The 17,576-nt window shown below is 71.8% G+C and carries 17 protein-coding genes; 7 read left to right on the top strand and 10 right to left on the bottom strand.

The genetic code is table 11. From position 1 onward, the window contains the following. Positions 1–96: 96 nt before the first annotated feature. Together AB0K15_RS41605 and AB0K15_RS41600 are read right to left on the bottom strand one after the other, a co-directional pair. Positions 97–459 (bottom strand): response regulator, encoded by a 363-nt coding sequence (locus AB0K15_RS41605; protein WP_364064336.1) that lies wholly within the window; start codon positions 457–459, stop codon positions 97–99. Positions 460–836: 377 nt separating this feature from the next. Beyond that, positions 837–2,342: a DUF4118 domain-containing protein gene (locus AB0K15_RS41600; protein ID WP_364064333.1), complete on the bottom strand. Its 1,506-nt coding sequence runs from the start codon at positions 2,340–2,342 to the stop codon at positions 837–839. A gap of 386 nt (positions 2,343–2,728) precedes the next feature. Between AB0K15_RS41600 and AB0K15_RS41595 the strand changes: the two genes are divergently transcribed. Together AB0K15_RS41595 and AB0K15_RS41590 are read left to right on the top strand one after the other, a co-directional pair. Next, positions 2,729–2,935, top strand: a complete 207-nt coding sequence (locus tag AB0K15_RS41595) for a hypothetical protein (protein WP_364064330.1) — start codon at positions 2,729–2,731, stop codon at positions 2,933–2,935. Beyond that, entirely contained in the window at positions 2,932–3,123 is a 192-nt protein-coding gene (locus AB0K15_RS41590) for a hypothetical protein (RefSeq protein ID WP_364064327.1), read from the top strand. Before AB0K15_RS41595 ends, AB0K15_RS41590 begins: the two co-directional genes overlap by 4 nt. 121 nt (positions 3,124–3,244) lie before the next feature. On the opposite strand, the gene AB0K15_RS41585 is transcribed toward AB0K15_RS41590, so the two are convergent. Next, positions 3,245–3,724: a helix-turn-helix domain-containing protein gene (locus AB0K15_RS41585; RefSeq protein ID WP_364064324.1), complete on the bottom strand. Its 480-nt coding sequence runs from the start codon at positions 3,722–3,724 to the stop codon at positions 3,245–3,247. A gap of 536 nt (positions 3,725–4,260) precedes the next feature. On the opposite strand from AB0K15_RS41585, the gene AB0K15_RS41580 reads away from it, so the two are divergent. Together AB0K15_RS41580 and AB0K15_RS41575 are read left to right on the top strand one after the other, a co-directional pair. Further along, positions 4,261–4,383, top strand: a complete 123-nt coding sequence (locus tag AB0K15_RS41580; protein WP_364064321.1) for a hypothetical protein — start codon at positions 4,261–4,263, stop codon at positions 4,381–4,383. Then, on the top strand, positions 4,380–5,300 hold the full coding sequence (locus AB0K15_RS41575; RefSeq protein WP_364064318.1) for a hypothetical protein: 921 nt from the start codon (positions 4,380–4,382) through the stop codon (positions 5,298–5,300). Before AB0K15_RS41580 ends, AB0K15_RS41575 begins: the two co-directional genes overlap by 4 nt. Before the next feature lie 17 nt (positions 5,301–5,317). Here AB0K15_RS41575 and AB0K15_RS41570 read toward each other — a convergent pair whose 3' ends face one another. Genes AB0K15_RS41570 through AB0K15_RS41550 form a run of 5 tightly spaced genes read right to left on the bottom strand, consistent with a single transcriptional unit; the run spans position 5,318 to position 10,975 of the window. Then, positions 5,318–6,646, bottom strand: coding sequence for a cytosine permease (locus AB0K15_RS41570; protein WP_364064315.1), 1,329 nt, complete (start codon positions 6,644–6,646; stop codon positions 5,318–5,320). 55 nt (positions 6,647–6,701) lie between these two features. Further along, positions 6,702–7,085, bottom strand: coding sequence for a nuclear transport factor 2 family protein (locus AB0K15_RS41565; protein WP_364064312.1), 384 nt, complete (start codon positions 7,083–7,085; stop codon positions 6,702–6,704). Positions 7,086–7,111: 26 nt separating this feature from the next. Further along, a complete protein-coding gene (locus AB0K15_RS41560; protein ID WP_364064309.1) occupies positions 7,112–8,323 on the bottom strand; it encodes an amidohydrolase family protein in 1,212 nt (403 codons plus the stop codon). After that, on the bottom strand, positions 8,320–9,423 hold the full coding sequence (locus AB0K15_RS41555) for a DUF917 domain-containing protein (protein ID WP_364064306.1): 1,104 nt from the start codon (positions 9,421–9,423) through the stop codon (positions 8,320–8,322). The genes AB0K15_RS41560 and AB0K15_RS41555 overlap by 4 nt, the downstream gene beginning before the upstream one ends. Then, positions 9,410–10,975 carry a hydantoinase/oxoprolinase family protein gene (locus tag AB0K15_RS41550; RefSeq protein ID WP_364064303.1) on the bottom strand — a complete coding sequence of 522 codons (1,566 nt, stop codon included), beginning with the start codon at positions 10,973–10,975 and terminating at the stop codon, positions 9,410–9,412. Before AB0K15_RS41550 ends, AB0K15_RS41555 begins: the two co-directional genes overlap by 14 nt. A 222-nt stretch (positions 10,976–11,197) precedes the next feature. On the opposite strand from AB0K15_RS41550, the gene AB0K15_RS41545 reads away from it, so the two are divergent. After that, positions 11,198–11,794, top strand: coding sequence for a cupin domain-containing protein (locus AB0K15_RS41545; protein ID WP_364064300.1), 597 nt, complete (start codon positions 11,198–11,200; stop codon positions 11,792–11,794). Positions 11,795–11,850: 56 nt separating this feature from the next. Here the strand turns inward: AB0K15_RS41545 and AB0K15_RS41540 are convergent, their stop codons facing one another. Continuing rightward, positions 11,851–12,399, bottom strand: coding sequence for a carboxymuconolactone decarboxylase family protein (locus tag AB0K15_RS41540; RefSeq protein ID WP_364064297.1), 549 nt, complete (start codon positions 12,397–12,399; stop codon positions 11,851–11,853). Between the two features lie 119 nt (positions 12,400–12,518). Here AB0K15_RS41540 and AB0K15_RS41535 point away from each other — a divergent pair, with 119 nt between their 5' ends. Continuing rightward, a complete protein-coding gene (locus tag AB0K15_RS41535) occupies positions 12,519–13,106 on the top strand; it encodes an ABATE domain-containing protein (protein WP_364064294.1) in 588 nt (195 codons plus the stop codon). 4 nt (positions 13,107–13,110) lie between these two features. On the opposite strand, the gene AB0K15_RS41530 is transcribed toward AB0K15_RS41535, so the two are convergent. Continuing rightward, positions 13,111–15,888 (bottom strand): transcriptional regulator, encoded by a 2,778-nt coding sequence (locus tag AB0K15_RS41530; protein ID WP_364064291.1) that lies wholly within the window; start codon positions 15,886–15,888, stop codon positions 13,111–13,113. Between the two features lie 154 nt (positions 15,889–16,042). On the opposite strand from AB0K15_RS41530, the gene AB0K15_RS41525 reads away from it, so the two are divergent. Beyond that, entirely contained in the window at positions 16,043–17,530 is a 1,488-nt protein-coding gene (locus AB0K15_RS41525) for a sialidase family protein (protein ID WP_364064288.1), read from the top strand. The last annotated feature ends 46 nt before the right edge of the window (positions 17,531–17,576 follow it).

The following is a 17,576-nucleotide window of genomic DNA, read 5'->3' as shown; positions in this document are numbered from 1 at the left end:
GTGATGGCGTCAGACACCACCACCCCACACGGAGGTCTTCGTCATGATCAACCCGACGCGCCGCTCATACGTCAACAACGTCCATGGTCACTACAGCTAGCCGGCCGTGCCGAGCAGGCCCTGGATCGCCCCCGCGGAGAGGATGGCCTTGGGCAGGAACCCGACCGCGGGACCTTCGGCGATCACGTCGCGGTAGTCCTCTTCCTCGTGGGTCGAGATCACGATGATGTCCGACGAGCCGCCGGCCTCGGTGCGCGCCAGGCGCCCGACCAGGTCGAGACCGCTCTCGCCGCCCAGGTCGATGTCGACCAGCACGACGTCGGGCCGCAGCTCGTCGACGGAGCGCAACGCTTCCGCTCCGCCCCGAGCCACCCCCGCGACCGTGACTCCTTCACGCTCCAGCAGCCGACGAGCCGCGGCCAGGAAACCCGGACTGTCGTCGACGATCAGGCACCGCACGTGTTCACCCTCCCAGAACCGCGCAGCGCGCGCATTCCCGCTAACCGGTACGGCCACGGCCGGTCACCCCGTCCGCGTACACCTCGTCGAGCTGATGCAGCCGGATGCGCCGCAGCGCCTCCGCGAAAGTGCAGGCTCCGTACCAGAACCAGCCGCAGGCGTCGCAGTGGCTGTGCCAGCGCCCGCAGCGGGTGCAGTACCTGTTGCTCGCATGGTGATGGACTGTCATGACCGGACTTCTTCCCGAGGAACCCTCTTTGCCCCCGTCTGGTCACCCAGTGTGGTACCCGGAGGGGGTCGCCGTCGTCACGGCGAGCGGGAATTCCCGAGCCCGGCCAGCGGGTAGCTCACCTACCGGCTGGCCGGTACGGCCGCGGTCAGGCGCCCTGCCCCTCGAGCGGGAACTCCGCGTTGAGCGTTGTGCCGTCGCCGGGCGGGCTGTGGAGGAAGATCCGCCCGCCCAGTGCCTCGACGCGGTCCTTCAGCCCGGCCAGCCCGGAGCCCCGGGCGAAGTCGGCGCCACCCGCGCCGTCGTCGTGCACCGCGATGTGGAGCAGGTCGCCGCGGGTTTCGACCAGCACGGCGATGGCGTCGGCCTGCGCGTGCTTGGCCGCGTTCGTGAGCGCCTCGGCGACGACGTAGTACGCGCCGACCTCGATCGATTCCGGCAGCCGCCCGTCGGCGCGGACGTCGAGGTCGATGGCCTGCGGCGAGCGTCGCGCGAGGGCCTTGAGGGCCGGCACCAGCCCGAGCTCGGCCAGCAGCGCCGGGTGGATGCCGCGGGCCATTTCGCGCAGCTCGTCCAGCGCTTCCGACAGCCCGTCGGCGATGCGGTCGAGCTCGCCGCGCGCCTCGACGGCGTCGTCGGGGAGGAGCGCCTGCACCGCGCGCACCTGCAGCGCGAGGGAGACGAGCTGCTGCTGGGCGCCGTCGTGCAGGTCGCGCTCGATGCGCCGCCGGGTCCGGTCGGCCGTGGCGACGATGCGGGCGCGGGAGGCCCGCAGCTCGGACCGGGCCTCGGCGTTTTCGATCGCGGTCGCGACGAGCTCGGTGAAGCTCGCGATCTGCGCCTCGGTCTTGTCGCGGAAGCGGTCGTCGCTCTTCGTCGACGCGGCGATCACACCCCACAGCCGGCCGGAGACCACGATCGGGCAGCCGACGGACGAGCGGATGCCCAGGCCGCGCGCCTCCCGCGCGATCGCCCCCGTCTCGCCGGCGAAGCTCGCCAGCCGGACGGGCTCACCGCTGCGGCGCACTTCGCGGGCGACACTCAGCCCGTCGAGCTCGATCCGCGTCCCGACGGTGAGGTGCACGGGCACTCGGCTCCAGGCGGCGACGCCGGTCACCGTGCCGTCCACTTCGTATCGTTCCATCCGCGCCAGGTCCGCGTCGCACAGCAGGCCGACCTCCCGCGTCACGGCCTCGAAGACCTCCGGCGGCGAGACCGACTGCGCGACGAGAGTCGCGACGCGGCGCAGGGCCGACTGCTCCTCGGTCAGGCGTTCGGAGATCAGGGCCGCGCGCTGAAGCCGTGACGCGAGGGTGCCCACCACGACCGCCGTGATGAGGAAAACGCCCAGCGCGACCGCGTTCTGGGCGTCGATGAAGGGCAGGGGATACGGCGGCGGGGCGAACAAGGTCGCGTAGACGCCGACGCTCAGCAACGAGGTGCCCACGGCCAGCACGGTTCCCCAGATCACGGCGACCGGCAGCACCACGACCAGGTACAGCATCAGCAGGGAGAGCGAGTCCACGTGTGGTTCGAGCAGCAGCGCGATACCCGTGACGGCGGCGACGGCGACCACGGCGGCGAGCGCGCCGCTGGAGCGCCGCCGCATGCGCTCTCCGGTTCGGCGGCGCTGCACCTTCGCTTCCCTGGACACGCCGCAACACCCATCCCGAGGATAGGCGCCGCCCGCGCGCACGGCCAGCCCCGGGGCGAGGGGAAAGTCCGGGTAGCGGGGGCGGGGGACTCCAGGTGGCAGGAATGCGGACCGGTGCCGGTCCCGGCGATCCTGTGAGGACTCGAACGCCATGGCGGTAGCCGGCACAGGGACATGAAGATGTCGCCCGCCCCTCGAGATCAGCTCCGGATCGGAAGGTGGAAGCGTGATGCGCCAGCACGGCTTGCCCGACCGGGGACGCGCGGTCGCCACCCGCCGCGTCCCGGCCGGACCTCGGCAGCGGACGCGCTCCGGCCGGCCGCCGCGCTGCGGGCCCACCGCCGTGCTCGCCGCCCGGCGCCTCACGAACGCGGAGAGGACGAGCCATGCCTGAGCAGTTGTCCCGCTGGGGTTTGCAGCTCTTCGGCTGCCCGTGCTCCGTGTGCGGCCGCCCGGCCGAGCGCCTGTGGTTCCTCTCCGACAGCCGCGTCGTGTCGCACCCCGGCGGCGGGCCGCTGTGCCGGCTCGCGAATCCGCAGACCGACGAAGACCTCTCGGCGACCGTCGTCTCCCGTGGGAAGAGTGCGGCGTGACCGAGCACGTCGGCCCGCGGCGCTGGTGGACGAGCGACCGGCTGGTGGGCTGGGACGGCTTCGACCTGCGCGGCCAGGCGGCGCGGCTCGGACTGCCGGCCGGCTGGCTGCTCGACCGGGCCGAGCGCGGCTCGGGTGAAGGCGCGCCCCAACGCGCCGATTGCCAGGGAATTCCTGGCGGACAATGAAAACCGGGACGGACCGCCGTCCCCCGCAGCTACCCGGCCGAGGTCGTGTGTCCCCCGCCCCGCGACGTCGGCCGGGTTCCCAATTCGCGAGTGACGATACGGGTTCTCGCACGGGCGGACATCACGGACGCACCCAGGTCTCGTCGAGCACGACGGCGAGGTCTTCGAGGTCGAGCGGCTCGCCCGAATCCGTGTGGGGCGCGACGCTGACCGGTTTGCCGGAGCCGCGCTCGACGATCCGGAGCGGTCCGCCGTCGGGCTGCAGGTGTTTGTCGGCCCGCCGCATCAGCGCCAGCACGACCGGGAAGAGATCCCGGCCCATCGAGGTGAGCACGTATTCGTCGCGCGGACGTGAACCGGGCTCGCGGTAGGGCTGCTTCGCCAGGGCGCCGAGCTCCACGAGCTGTTCGAGCCGGGCTGCCGCGACGCCGGGGGAGAGGTCGGTGCGGTCGACGAACTCGTCGAAGCGCGTGGTGCCGTAAAACGCCTCGCGCAGCACGAGCAGGGTCGCGCGGGCACCCACGACCGCGATGGCCTTGGTGATCGAGCAGTGCTCGACCAGCCGGCCGCGCCGGTCGGTGACCGCGCCCTCCAGTGTCATCGCCGTGCGGTGAGCCTACCCCTGAGTTGCGATCGCCGAAGTCAGCTGCGCAGAGTCCGACGTCGACAATCCGAACTCAGCGGGGATCATCGATGCGGGTGGACTGGACTTGCGCGAGGGCCGGCGAACTGTCCGCCGCCCTGCGCACGGGCGAGGTGAGCGCGGTCGAACTCACGGAGTCGGCGCATCGCGGGTTCACTGCGCGCTCCGGCCCATTTCACCGGGGTGTACGCGCACAAAGCGTCCCAGGGGTGCTGCCGTCGCGCGGGCACACGGCGCCGCCGAACCCGCCGTTGCCGTCCGAAAAGGACCTCACCGTGATCGGGCCCATGGCCCGCACCGCGAGCAACCTCGCACTGGTGCTCGACCTGCTCGAACGGAACGGGCCGAGCACGTGCGGCGGGTGCTGGAAGGCCGAGCGGCGGAATCCGGCGGAATCCGGCGGAGTCCGGCCCGGGTGGTCCTTGGCTCGCGGCGATTCCGGGGGAGCGATATTAGGTGGGCCGCAGGTGCTTTCGCGTGATCGAATGCCCTCGATGACTGATTCCGACTATCGCCGACGGCGGGCGCAACGGCGCGCCGCGGTCCTGGCGTTGCCCACTGTCCGGCTCCGGCGCCACGCGAAGATCCTTGCCCCGCAGGAAGAGACGTCCGGGTGACCGCGTCGATCGGCCCCTCCGGCGAGGCCGTCGCTCTCTGGTCGACGCCCGGCGATCTCGCGGCGGTGAGGTCGACGACCACTCAGCCGGGCTGGGCCACCTTTCCCGATCCCCGGGCGCCCCGCGCGGTGGCGGCGCGCGTGAGCGTGCACGCACCGGACGCGACCGTCACCACACGGATCGCGCGGCTTCCGGTCGCGCACCCCCATGTGCAGCCGCTGCCCGACGGCCGGACCCTGATCGTGGGAGCCCGGTCCCGGTGGCGCCCGGACGGCCCGGACCGCAACGCGATCGTCTACGACGCCGACGGAACGCCGGTGATCGAACAGACTCTCGGCGACGGCATCGAACACGTCGCCACGACGCGCCGGGGTGAGATCTGGGTCGGCTACTTCGACGAGGGCGTCTTCGGAAACTACGGCTGGGGTGATGAGAAATCCGGCCAACCCCTCGGCGAGTACGGGCTGAACCGCTTCTCCGCCGGTCTGACCAGGACCTGGCACTTCCCTTCCCCGGTCGACCAGGCGTGGGGCCCGATCAGCGACTGCTACGCCCTCAACGTCGCCGAAGAGACGGTGTGGACCTGCTACTACACCGATTTCCCGCTCGTGCGCATCCGCGACGGCGAGCTGACCGGCCGGCACAACGACGTCCGTGGCGCCAAAGCTCTCGCGGTCGGCGATTCCCGCGTCGCGTTCTACGGGGGACACCGAGGCGAACACGACCGGCTCGCCGTCGGCGTCCTCGACGCCGAGCGCGTGCACGTGACCGGTGAATACCGCCTCGTCCAGCCGGACGGGCAGGACCTGCCCGAAGCGACCCGCGTCGTCGGGCGCGGGCCGGACCTGCACTTCCTCCTCGACGACGACTGGTTGCGGCTGGCCGTCGAGGACCTCCCCGCCGAAGGGGCGCGGTAGCCGGCTGTCCGGCATCGTCACGACGCTCCCGCGGCGGGCGTCGGAGCGGGTTCGGCCGCGGGCACGACAGGGCGCCGCACCAGGCCGAGCTTCCCGGCCACCGCGTAGAGCACGAACCCTGCCACCAGCGACGTGATCGCCGGGCTGCCGAAGCCCGCCAGCGCGCCCGCGAGCGAAGCCAGCACCCACACCACAAGCGCCGCCGGGACCCAGCGTGGCGCGTCCGGCGGCAGTTCGCCCGTGGCGCGGTCCCGGTCGAGCAAGGGCCGGCACGAGCGGACCACGAAGTACTCCGCCAGCATGATCCCGGCCACCGGCGGGAAGATGTAGCCCAGGGCCGCCGCGTACGAGGTGAACCAGTCCAGCGCACCGAACGCCGCGGTGACGCTGCCGACCACGCCGACGGCGATGGTCACCGCGGCGCGGTGGACCTTGCGGCGGAAGATGATCTCGACGAACGACACCAGAGCGAGACTGGCGCTGTAGAGGTTCCAGTCGTTGATCTTCACGGTGCCCAGCAGGATCACCAGCACGCCGACCCAGCCGACGGACGAGACGATGATCGCGATGACGTCGCTGGAACCCGCGGCGTGGGCGAGCAGCACGCCGGCCAGGCCGATCACGTACTCGCCGAGGGTGATGCCCACGACGGTCTGCTTCACGACGTCGCCGACGGACCGGTTGAACCGCGCCATGTCGGGCGTGATCACGGCGCCGGTGATGAACGAGCCGGCGACGAGGGCGGCACCTTGCGCGAGGGTCATGGCCGGACCCGGCGGGGGAGACGCGACCAGCTCCGGCAGCGAATGCCGGGACAGCTCGGTGCCGACGGACCACGCCACGAGCGCGAGGAACACCGGCACGGCGAGGTAGGCCGTCCACGCCATCGACGTCATGCCGTAGACCACGATGCCCGTGACCACGAGCCCGAACACGATCGCCCACGCCCACAGTGGCAGGCCGCCGAGCAGGGACAGCAGGCCCTGCGCCGAGACGCCCGACTGGACACCGAACCCGATGGTGATGGACAGCCCCAGCACGAGCGACAGCAGCGCCGAGCCGCCGGTGCCGAAGCCCGTCCACCGCGCCAGCAGCGCGGTCGGCAGTCCTTCCCGCACGGCGATCACGCCGACGAGGACGGAGACGAGCTCGATCACCAGCGCGCCGAGCGTGAGCGCCCAGAACGCGGTCCAGAAGTTCATGCTGTAGCCGAGGGTGGCCCCGATGAGGAACTGGATCAGGGCCGAGAGCTGGCCGAACCGCTGGACCGCGATCCCGAACCAGGAACGGCGCGCGGTGAGCGGCACGCGCGCGAGGGAGTAGTCGTCAGAACCCGCCGAACTCATGACAGCCTCCAGGGCCGGCTCGATGTGGTGGATTTCCCCCTGGGATGGATGGCGTTCAGGGCTGGTGCGGCACGCCCTCGGACAGGTGCGCGTGCACGACCTTCCAGCTGCCGTCGACGCGGCGCAGCACCGCGGTGAAACGAGCGTCGATGACGCCCTCGTCGAGCAGGTCGACCTGGGGCGAGTCGAAGATCCACGCGACGTCACCGTGCACGAACCCCTGCGGGTCCGAGACCAGGACCTCGCGGGGCTGGTACTGGCGCAGGTGGTCGAGGAACTGCGCCAGGGTGAGCGCGCCGTCGGGTCCGGAGGCGACGGTGTGGACGGAGTTCGCGTCCTCGGTGTGGGAGTGCTCGGTGATGAACTCGACGTCACGCCGGTGGCCGGCGGCCAGCCAGTCCTTGACCAGGTTCACCACTTCGTCAGGCGCCTTTGCCATGGGAGTTCTCCTCGGGGGTTGGGGGATCAACGGGAGCGGACGAGGTGCCCGCCCTGCCAGACTTGCGCGACGCGGTTGCCGTAACCGGAGAGGTCGAGCGGGTCGCCGTCGACGACCACGAGGTCGGCGGCCTTGCCGGGCTCGACGGTGCCGAGGGCGTCGCCGAGGCCGAGCAGCCTTGCGGCGCGGGAGGTTCCGGCGCTGATGGCGTCCACGGGGGACAGTCCGGCCTCGCCGAGCAGCTCCAGCTCGCCGAGGTTCGAGCCGTGGGGGAACACGCCGCTGTCGGTGCCGAGGGCGATCGGCACACCGGCGTCGACCGCGCGGCGGATCGACTCCAGGTGCTCGGCCGTCACGGCGCGGGCCTTGTCGAGAACGGCCTCCGGCAGCCGCGTGGTGCCCGCGTCGACGGCTCGCAGGAGCGCCCGCCCCGCGATGAGCGTCGGCACGAGCCAGGTTCCCCGTTCCAACATGAGCGAGATCGCCTCGTCGTCGAGGTGGACGCCGTGCTCGATCGAGAGGACCCCGGCGCGCACGGCGTTCTTGATCCCGGCCGCGCCCTGCGCGTGGGCCATCACGCCCAGCCCGGCGGCGGCCGCCTCGGCGACGCAGACGTCGATCTCCTCGGGGGAGAAATGCCCGTGCCGCGGGTCGTCGCTGGGGGAGAGCACTCCGCCGGACGTGCAGATCTTGATCACGTCGGCACCGGCGCGCACGAGCTCCCTGACCCGGCGGCGCATTTCGTCGGGGCCGTCCACGATCATGTCCGGCCTGCCGGGGTGCGGCACGAGCAGGCGCACGGTCTCGCCGCTCGCGCTCCAGCCGTCGGTGTGACCGCCGGTCTGGCCGAGCACGGTGACGGCCGTGCGCAGCCGCGGCCCCTCAATGAGCCCGTCGGAGAGCGCTTTCTTGATCCCGGCGTCGGCGCCGCCCGCGTCGCGGACCGTGGTGACCCCGGTGTCCACAGTGGCCGCGAGGTTCCGCGCGGCGGCGTAGAACTGGTAGGAGAACGGCTCGTGCTGCATCCGGAACGGATCGACACCGGAGAACACGACGTGGACGTGGCAGTCGATGAAGCCGGGCAGGATCGTCCGGCCGGTCACGTCGACTTCCTCGTCGCCGTCCAGGCCGATCCCGACTTCGGCGATGCGGCCCTCCTCGACCACCACGTCGCCGCCGGCGGGCGCGGCGCCGGTGCCGTCGAGTACCCGGCCGCCGCGCAGCACCGTGCGGCTCATCGCGCCACCTCGTCGGTCACGGTGTCGTTGTTCGACGCCTCGACCGGCGTGAAGTCCACGTCGTACCCGAATCGCCGCGGGCCGGACGCGCGCAGGCCCGCCTCGGTACGCCACCGCTCGTCGCACGGCAGCCCGATCACGGCCACGCGGTAGCCGTACCGCAGCTCTTCGGCCGGAATGGGCGCGCCGGTCTCGCGTTCCAGCGCCATCAGCAGGTCGGGGGTGGTCGCGACGATCCGGCCGTCGCGCCGGCCCACCAGGTACTCGTTGCGGAAGCCCAGCCGGAACTGCTGCCCGGCGAACGCGTCCAGGCCCTGCAGCACGGCCTCGCCGACCGTCCAGCCGCCCTCGGTCGCCCGCTCCACCCCGACGACCTTGCCGTCGAACAGCCGCGCGCCCCCGCGTTCGGCCACGACGGCGTCCACCGGCGAGGTGTGCCCGGCCCGGGCGGTCCGCACGACCTTGCCCAGCCTCGTGGCCAGGCTGAGCGCGCCGCGCACCAGCCACTGCTTGGCCTGCGCGCCCGACATCGGGTACAGCGCAGACATCATCACGCAGCCGGAGGTGATCATCGCGGAGCGGGCGATGCGGTCGGCCCAGTCGTTGGACTCCGCGGTGATGACCAGCCGGTTGCCGTGTTCGTCCACCAGGGACATGGGTGTGGTCGACGCGCCGTACAGGGCCGGGGTGACGAGATCGAGCGTCGGGAAGGCGCGGCCCATGCCGTCGGCGTCGAGCATCGGGATCCCGCGCAGCGCCGCGGCCGTCACGGGGATCACCGCGTTGAGCCCGCCCGCTTCGGCGGGAGCGACGTGCGTGAAGCGGTAGCCCAGGTGCTGTTCCAGCGTGTCGAGCGCGGCCACGATCTCGCTCGCCCGGGGCAGCTTCTCCACCACGACGCTGGGCGCGCCCATGCCGGCGACGAACACGACGCGTGCGTCGTCGGGGATCTCGGCCACGTCGAGCAGCGGCACCGGGCCGTGCTCCCGGATCGAGAGCCGGGCCATCAGCTTGCCCAGGTAGGGATCGCCGCCGCCACCGGCGGCGAGGATCGTGGCGCCGGTGACCAGGTCGTCGAGCACCGGTTCATCGAGCTGCATGGATCTGCTCCTCACGGGGTGTCGCGATGGTGCCGAGGTCGCCGACGGCCCGGACCCGGACCCTCGTGGTGTGCTGCAGGTAGGCGAGCGGGAGGTCTTCCTCGTCGACGATCCGCACCGTGCCGGCGACGGCGCCGGCCTCGACCGCGCGGGCGCGCGCTGTCCGGCGGGCCTCGTCGAGGACGTCGTCGCGGCTGCGCTCGGTGAGGGAGTAGATCCGGTCGATCTCCGCGCCGACGTTCGCGGTCGCCGCACCGACGGCGTTCGCCACGGGCGCGTGGCCGGGGCGCAGCACCGCCGACACGCCGGGCATCTCGTCGCCGACCAGGAACGCCCCGCCGCCCACGGCGATCACGGGGACGGCCGCGGCGCTGAGCTTCGCGCGTTCCACGGCTTCGGCGATCCGCTCGTGGACGTGCGCCAGCACCCGGCCGGTGAACGCGGCTTCCAGGTGGGCGACGAGGGCCGGGTCGCCGACCTCGGCGAGCCCCGCGGCCACGGCGACGTCGGTGAGGGTGAGCGTGTCGCCGCCGAAGACGAGCGCGCGTTCGGTGAGCCGGTGGCCGACGCTCTCGGGGCCGACGATCACCTCGCCGTCGTGTTCGGCGACCAGGCTGCCGCCGCCGATGCCGAGCGAGACGACGTCGGGGATCCGGAAGTTGGTGCGCACCCCGGCCAGGTCGATCGCGATGGCCGACTCGCGCGGGAACCCGCCCTGCACGAGGCCGATGTCGGTGGTGGTGCCGCCGACATCGGCGACGACGCAGTCCGTCTCGGCCGACTCGAAAGCCGCGCCGCGCATGGAGTTCGTCGGCCCGGAGGCGATGGTGAGGATGGGGAACGCCCGCGCCAGGGCCAGGTTCATCACGGTGCCGTCGTTCTGGGAGAGGAACAGCGGCACGTCGAGGCCGACGTCGGCCAGCGCGCCGGCGAAGCCGGTGATCACCCGATCGGCCAGCGGGCGCAACGAGGCGTTGAGGATCGCGGCGTTTTCCCGCTCCAGCATGCCGACCCGGCCGATCTGGTGCGACAGCGTGACGGACGCTCCGGGCTGCGCTTCGCCGATCAGGTCGCGGGCCTCGAGCTCGGCGTCCGGGTTGACCGGGGAGAAGGTGCCGCTGACCACGAACTCGCAGCCCTCGGGAGCGTTCCGGGCGATCTCCCGGACGGCGTCCGCGTCGAGTGCCTGCAGCGATTCGCCGGTGAACTGGTGCCCACCGCCGACCACGTGGGCCTGCGCTCGCACGGCGCCGGCCAGGGACTGCGGCCAGTCGGTGAACGGTCCGAGCGTCTGGGGCGGCGTGGCCAGCCGGATCACGACCACCGGGGCGAGGCGGCGCGCCTCCACCACGGCGTTGACGAACTGCGTCGTGCCGATCACCACGGCCTCGACCGCGGCCGTGCCGACCTGTGTGGCCACCGCGCCGAGCGCCGCGGCCACGCCGGAGAGCACGTCGGCCGTCGTGGCCGTTTTGGTCCACGCGACGACCCGCTCGCCGTCCAGCGCGACTGCGTCGGTGTTGGTGCCGCCGACGTCGATTCCGATGCGCATCGTTGCCCTTCCCGGACCACGGGGCGGAACCCGCCGCGCTATCCAGTAAACAGAACGTGAATCCAGTAAACTGAACACTGAACTTGCGGCGTACAGTACGAGCCGCGTTCGCGCGGGTCAACCGCCTGTCCGATAACGGATGCGTCACCGCGGTGGCGGGGGAAGTTCACAACACCGGACACGACTTCCAGAAAACTGGACGATCGGGTACGGTCCCGGACCATGTCATCCGGGTCTCTCGACGAGGCGGTCCCCGAGATCGGTCCGTACTTGCGCGCGTGCCGCAAGCGGCGGGGACTCTCGCTGCAGCAAGTGGCCCTCGCGACTGGGATTTCGAAGTCGTTCCTGTCCCTGGTGGAGAACGGCACGAACGACATCACGTTCGGCCGTCTGCACCGGCTGCTCACGCTCTACGGCGTGGATCTGGCCGAGCTGATGCCGGCGCGCGATCCGGACGAGGGGATCGTGGTGCGCGCTGCCGAGCGGCGGCGCGTGTACAGCCCGGCCGACGGCATGAGCGTCTACCTGGCTTCTCCCGACACGCGTCGCACGCTGCTGTCGGGCATCGCTCTGCTGGAGCCGGGCGCGGTCATGGGCGAGGACTCCGTGCACGACGGCGAGGAATGGGTCCACGTCGTGCGCGGCGCGGTGCAGCTCACGCTCGACGGCGGGGAGTCCGAAGTGGACCTCGCGGCCGGGGACAGCGTCTGTCTGCGTACCGGCCGGCGGCACCGCTTCGCGAACCGCGGGGACATTGCCGCGGAGGTGATCACCGTGCTGTCGCAGGGCGGGTTCCCCGGTGGCGGTCCGGCGGACTGAGGTCTGTGCGCCGAGCGGGGTTCGAGCCTCGTGCGGCTCGAACCCCGCTCACGAACTCACGCGTGCTGGTGGGGCTGCACGACGGGGAACTCGTTGTCGGTGTCGGCGACGATGTTGAAGTAGTTCGTGAGGATGTTGAGCGCCAGGTTGCCGATGACCTCGCCGATCTCGGCGTTGGTGACGCCGGCGTCGCGGGCGGTCTTCAGCACGGTCTCGTCGATGGTGCCGCGCCCGCGGGCGATGGCGTCGGACAGGGTGAGCAGCGCGGCGACGTGCTCGTCGGCCGAGTCGGCGTGGCGGGCGCGCTCGATCTCGTCCGCGTCGAGCTTGGCGACCTTCTTGCCCACCATCGTGTGCGCCGACAGGCAGTAGGTGCACTGGTTGTACTCGGCGGTGGCGAGCGCGAGGCGTTCGCGGACCGCGGCGGGCAGCACGCCGCCGGCGAGCGCGCCGGACAGGCCGAGGAACCCCTTCAGCAGTGCGGGGCTGCTCGCCATGGTCTTCGCCATGTTCGGGATCGCGCCCATGTTCTTCTTCGTCTCGGCGAGCAGGACCGCGGCCTGGCCGGTGGCGTGTTCGAGCTCGATCTGGGGCAGCGCCGACATCTCGGGACCTCCTAATGATTGGGGCTTTTGTAACCGTTAGGCCAAGGTGGCATGGGGAGATCGGCACTGTCAAATGGTTGTGACGCAGCTTTCCATTAGAAGGTGCTACAGTGGAAGCCATGACGACGGCTGCCCTGCTCGGCGAACCACTCCCGGTGGAGCTGATGAACACCGTGAACGCCGGCCGGGAAGGCGTGACCGACGCACTGACGGACGAGGCCGAGGTCGCCGGCTGGCTGGCCGCCGTCGCGACTCGCCTCGACACCGAGGCCGGCGTGGTGCTCGACGGCGACTCGGCGCCCGTCGCCGACCGGCTGCGCCGGCTGCGCGACGCCCTGCGCGCGCTCGCCGCCGAGGCCACGGACGACCCCCGCCCGGTCGCGGTCGAGGTGGCCCGCGCCGAGGCGCTGGCCACGCTCAACGACCTGGCCCGGACCCGCGCCGAGCTCGTCTGGCCCGAGGACGGCGAGCCCGCGCGCATGCTGCGTTCGGGCGGCACCCCGGCTGAACGCGCCGTGGCTTTCCTGGCGCACCAAGGCATCGAGCTGCTCGGCGGTGACCAGCGGCAGAAGCTGCGGGCCTGCCTGGCGCCGAACTGCCTGCTGTTCTTCGTGAAAGACCACTCCCGGCGCGAGTGGTGCTCGGCCGGGTGCGGGAACCGGGCGCGGGTTCAGCGGCACTACCAGCGCCACCACGCCAAGAGCTGACGGCCTAGGCGCCCTGAGTGGCGTCCGGTGGGTCGACGACCGGCAGGTCCCACGCCCGGCGGAACGCGCTGATGGTGAGCCAAGCGAGCCGGGCGTTGACCGGGAAGAGCTGCCGGACCGACGTGAGGGTGTCGAACGACGCGTCTCCCTCGCCGCGCCCGCGTTCCAGATCCGCCGGGCCGAACGCCGGGCCGAAGACCTCCAGAACGGTGCCGAGGTAGTACAGGTGCCCGAGCGTTTCGAGCTGAAGCCGCTGCAGGGCAACGGTTTCAGCGCTCTTCGCGGCGGTGATGGGCGGCTGGGCCGCGGCGGTCAAGAGCGAAGCGCCGTCCGCCACTGCATGGGCGTCGACGTGGCGGACCAGCTCGCTCACGGCGACGTCGTCGAAGGTGTCGCGCCCGACGACCGTGCGCAGGGCCGCCCGCTTGTCCCGCAGCTCTTCCCCGACGAGCCGGTGCGCCACGTCGGCCAGCTGCCCGGCCGAGGCGAGCACCTCCCGCGTCACGCGGATTAGCTCGCGCGGCAGCCCGCCGGAGAGGCAGTGCGCCAGGCATACGAACGGTTCCGGCAGCCCCAGTACGCGCCGGTTCAGCAGCTGCCGGGCGTCGCCGAGTCGCAGGTACTCCAGCCGGAAGATGCTGTCGAACGTACTGTCGAACGCGTCGCGCACCGGCAGCCCGCGCCGTTCGAACGACGCGAGCGCGTCCTCCGACACCGAGACCAGCAGCAGGAAGCCGGGCACGTCGAAGGTCAGCACCGCCTTGATCTCGTTGACGAAATCCTGGGCCGAATCCGCCGAGACGATCTTGTCCAGCTCGTCGAGGATGACGACCACGGACGGCGTGGACATCTGAGCCAACCCGCGCACGCAGTCGACCGTCAGTGCGAGGAAGGCGCTGAACTCGTGCACGATTTGCGGGTACGTCAGCGGCTGCCGGGTGGTCTCCCGAGAGCCGCTCACGCCGGCTTCGGCGCCGACCGGCAGACCGACTTTGCCCGACCAGCCCGACGTGTGCTTCTGCTGGTAGCGGATCCGGCCGAGGTTGCGTTCCGCCACAGCCTTCAGCCCTCGTACGTCACCGGGTTCGAGGCCGGGCTGCTCGTGGACCTCCGCCGGCTCGGGTGGCGAGACACGGCGGCGGCGCCGCGCGAGTGTCGCGACCCCGGCCACGCCCAGCAGCGTCACGAGCGTCCACCAGTTGGCCGTGAGCCAGGTCCGCAGGTCGGCTTGCGGACTGCGCAACGTCAGCGACCCGAGGACCCCGACGCCGACCCACGCGACGACCACCGCGGCGAACGGCCACGCCCGGCGCAGCACGGGCCACACCGCCGACCACCGGCTCGGCCGGTCCGCGGCCTCGGCGCCCTCGGACTCGCAGAACGTGATCACCGCCTCGCACATCCGTGCGTAGAGGTGCAGCACGAACTCACGTGCGTCGTAGCGCACCGGGACGCTCTCCAGCAACGCGATGTGCACGCGGTTCGGGTCGAGGAACCGGCCCGCCTGGTAGGCCTCCAGCAGCGTCGACTTGCCGACGCCGCGCGGGCCAGCCATCCCGACCGCACCGCCGCGGATGCCCGAGAGCAACGATCGCATCCGCCGGGCCGCGTCGGTGTCCAGGAAGACCTGCTCACCGGGGCGCATCTGACCGAGCGCACCGCGGTCGAGCTCGGGCAGCTCCGTGCTGAACGGCGGGTCGAGCACCGCGGCGAGGTGCAGCCGCACGCTCTGCTCGACCTGCGCCACGGCGGCTTTCGTCCACTCTTTGCTCGCTGTGTCGCGGGCCAGCTCCAGCTGGTCGCGGCGCCGGGTCCACGCGGGGCTGCCGAACCGGGCGGGATCTCGCGAGAGGCGCGCGGGCACGGAGCCGAGCAGGAGCGGACCGCCGAAGACCGCGATCAGTGAACACAGCACGTCGGCGACCAGCCACGTGGTCCAGTTCCCACCCGCTCCGGTGAGCACCGGGCTGAGGATCGTGGTCGCCGCGACCGTGACGAGCAGTTCCCTGCGGAGAGCCTGGCCCGGGACACGCCGGCCGGGTGGCTCGTCCTTGAGCTTCACGAATGCGACCGCCACCACCATGAACACCAGGAACGCGGTGACGAGGCCGACGGCGACCCAGACGACCACCGCCCAGAACGGCCCCATGGTCTCGCGGGAGGACGGCCACAGCCGCAGGATCAGCACCAGGTAGGTCGTGGCGAAGCCGGTCAGGAACGGCCAGCCCGCCCCGCCGAGCGCGGGCAGGCCGTTGAGCCGCCGACCCGCTCGGGCGACGGCGAGGAACACCGGCCGGAGCAAGGCGAGTCCCGCGACCACCACGGCGGCCGACACCCAGAAGTGCGCGGCCGGGCTCAGCGGGGTCTGCAGCAGCTGCCAGACGACGACCGGCACCAGGACCCCGAGCCACAAGGCGGAACCCAGCAGCGCGTGCGCCACCTTGTCGCGAGGGTCGGGCTGCCCGGCCGCGTGGTGGGGCGGATTCTCGTGCGTTTCGAGCGCGTGGCGGGCTTGGCGCAGCGCGGAGATCTGCTCGTTGGTCTTGCTGAGCAGCCTGTCCGAGTCGGCGGTGACCCGCTGCAAGACCTCCGTCCGCACGCCCTCGTCCCGCACCCGCTGGGCCACGGCCTCGTCCGGGGATTCGGCGAAGACGCCGAGCACGGCCTCGGCCGTGGGCTTGATCAGCTCGCGCAGTTCCTCGACGAGCTCGTCGCGGACCGGTTCGGCATTCTTCGCCGGTTCCGGCAGGGCAGCGGCGACAGATTGCGGCGGCGCGGTCACAGCGGGGGATCCTATCGGGGCGAACGCCCCCACACCGGTGATTCCGGAAGTTCCGGCCTTCCGGTGCGCCGGGAATAACCGCCGTTGTACGGCCCTTGTACGGTCCGGCGCGATCCTGGCCGCACTTCACAGGAGTCAGGACGGAGCCGGGATCATGGGATTGAGACGTTTCGCGACCGGGGTGCTGGCGGCGGCCGCCGCGGTGGCGGGGCTGGGGGCGCTGCCCGCCGCGCCCGCGTCGGCCGACGTCGCGAGCACGGTGGTTTTCCAGGCCGGCACCGGAGGGTACGACTGCTTCCGCATTCCCGCGGTGGTGAAGGCGCACAACGGGGACCTGCTCGCGTTCGCCGAGGGGCGGCACACGGGCGCCGATTGCGCGGACATCGGTGATGTGGACGTGGTGCTCAAGCGGTCGAAGGACAACGGCAAGACCTGGAGCGCCTCGACCATCGCGGTCCAGGGATTCGGCGACACCAAGGACAACGCGGTGCCCATCGTGCTGCCGGCCGGGCGGATCGTGCTGCTGACCGAGATGCAGTGCGTGAAGTCGGCGGCGTGCGGGCGGGTGCCGCGCGTGAGCTACAGCGACGACAACGGCGCGACCTGGACGGCCCCGAAATCGCTCACCGCGCAGCTCGGCTTCACCACCGCGCCCGGCTGGCTCGCCACCGGCCCCGGCCACGGCATCGTGCTGCAGCACGGCGCGCACGCCGGCCGGCTGGTGGTCGGCATGAGCTACCAAGCGACCACCTCGAGCGGAGGCGTCGGCGCGCTCATCTACAGCGACGACCAGGGCGTCACCTGGCACCTGGGTGCGACGGACCAGGCGAGCGACCCGGACACGCTGAACCCGCAGGAGATCAGCGTCACCGAGCTCGCCGACGGGCGCGTCTACGCGGCCGCGCGCAACGACCACCACTCGACGCCCGCCGACGCGTGCGCCATCCACAACCGCGCCTTCGCGATCAGCTCCGACGGCGGGGCGACGTTCTCGCAGAAGTTCGTGGTGGAGCCGGAACTGACCACTCCGCGGGTGCAGGGTTCGGTGCTGGAGATGAGCGCCACGACCACCGGCGGCGCGTACGACCGGCTGCTGTTCGCCGGACCGTCCACTTGCGACCGGCGCAAGGAGCTGCGCGTGCGCTCGTCGTTCGACGAGGGCGGCACGTGGACCAGCGACGCGAACAGCCTGCTGGTGTGGGGTCAGGACGCGTCCTACACCGACATGATCTCGCTCAGCGCGACTTCGGTCGGCCTGCTGTACGAGGCCGGTCCCGAGTTCCAGGCCGACGCGAGCATCCGCTGGTCCACGGTCACCGAGGCGCAGCTCGGCGCCCCGGCCTGCGGTAGCGGCTACGGCGTGATCGACTCGGCGCCGCTGGGCACCGCGGGCACCGCATACCTGTCCTACAACGCGGCCACCGGCCAGAACTGCGTGAGCACCATGAAGAAGACCGGCGCGGGCACGCCGTCGCAGACGTCGGCCTACCTGCAGGTGGAGGGCGCGACGCGCAAGACGGACTCGGGCGCGTTCTCCTACTACGCCGGCCCGGTGTCGGCGGCCGCGGCGGGCAAGTGCGTGCAGTGGGGTGGCGCGATCGGCGCGGACAAGTACGACAGCCCCCTCGAACACTGCGGCTGATCGAACACCGCGGCCGAACCGAGGGTCCTCCGGCCGACCGGCGCCG

Origin of the sequence: Amycolatopsis sp. NPDC049253, from assembly GCF_040678995.1 — a bacterium.
Lineage (GTDB): Bacteria > Actinomycetota > Actinomycetes > Mycobacteriales > Pseudonocardiaceae > Amycolatopsis.
The sequence above is the reverse complement of the archived record's forward strand: the minus strand, read 5'-3'. Positions and strand labels throughout refer to the sequence as shown.

Bases quoted from the DNA above. Each gene is read 5' to 3' on its own strand.
- AB0K15_RS41570 (WP_364064315.1), bottom strand. From the start codon at position 6,646: ATGAGTTCGGCGGGTTCTGACGACTACTCCCTCGCGCGCGTGCCGCTC.
- AB0K15_RS41525 (WP_364064288.1), top strand. From the start codon at position 16,043: ATGGGATTGAGACGTTTCGCGACCGGGGTGCTGGCGGCGGCCGCCGCG.
- AB0K15_RS41535 (WP_364064294.1), top strand. From the start codon at position 12,519: ATGACGACGGCTGCCCTGCTCGGCGAACCACTCCCGGTGGAGCTGATG.
- AB0K15_RS41595 (WP_364064330.1), top strand. From the start codon at position 2,729: ATGCCTGAGCAGTTGTCCCGCTGGGGTTTGCAGCTCTTCGGCTGCCCG.
- AB0K15_RS41555 (WP_364064306.1), bottom strand. From the start codon at position 9,423: ATGCAGCTCGATGAACCGGTGCTCGACGACCTGGTCACCGGCGCCACG.
- AB0K15_RS41585 (WP_364064324.1), bottom strand. From the start codon at position 3,724: ATGACACTGGAGGGCGCGGTCACCGACCGGCGCGGCCGGCTGGTCGAG.
- AB0K15_RS41550 (WP_364064303.1), bottom strand. From the start codon at position 10,975: ATGCGCATCGGAATCGACGTCGGCGGCACCAACACCGACGCAGTCGCG.
- AB0K15_RS41540 (WP_364064297.1), bottom strand. From the start codon at position 12,399: ATGTCGGCGCTGCCCCAGATCGAGCTCGAACACGCCACCGGCCAGGCC.
- AB0K15_RS41560 (WP_364064309.1), bottom strand. From the start codon at position 8,323: ATGAGCCGCACGGTGCTGCGCGGCGGCCGGGTACTCGACGGCACCGGC.
- AB0K15_RS41565 (WP_364064312.1), bottom strand. From the start codon at position 7,085: ATGGCAAAGGCGCCTGACGAAGTGGTGAACCTGGTCAAGGACTGGCTG.
- AB0K15_RS41580 (WP_364064321.1), top strand. From the start codon at position 4,261: ATGACTGATTCCGACTATCGCCGACGGCGGGCGCAACGGCGCGCCGCG.
- AB0K15_RS41545 (WP_364064300.1), top strand. From the start codon at position 11,198: ATGTCATCCGGGTCTCTCGACGAGGCGGTCCCCGAGATCGGTCCGTAC.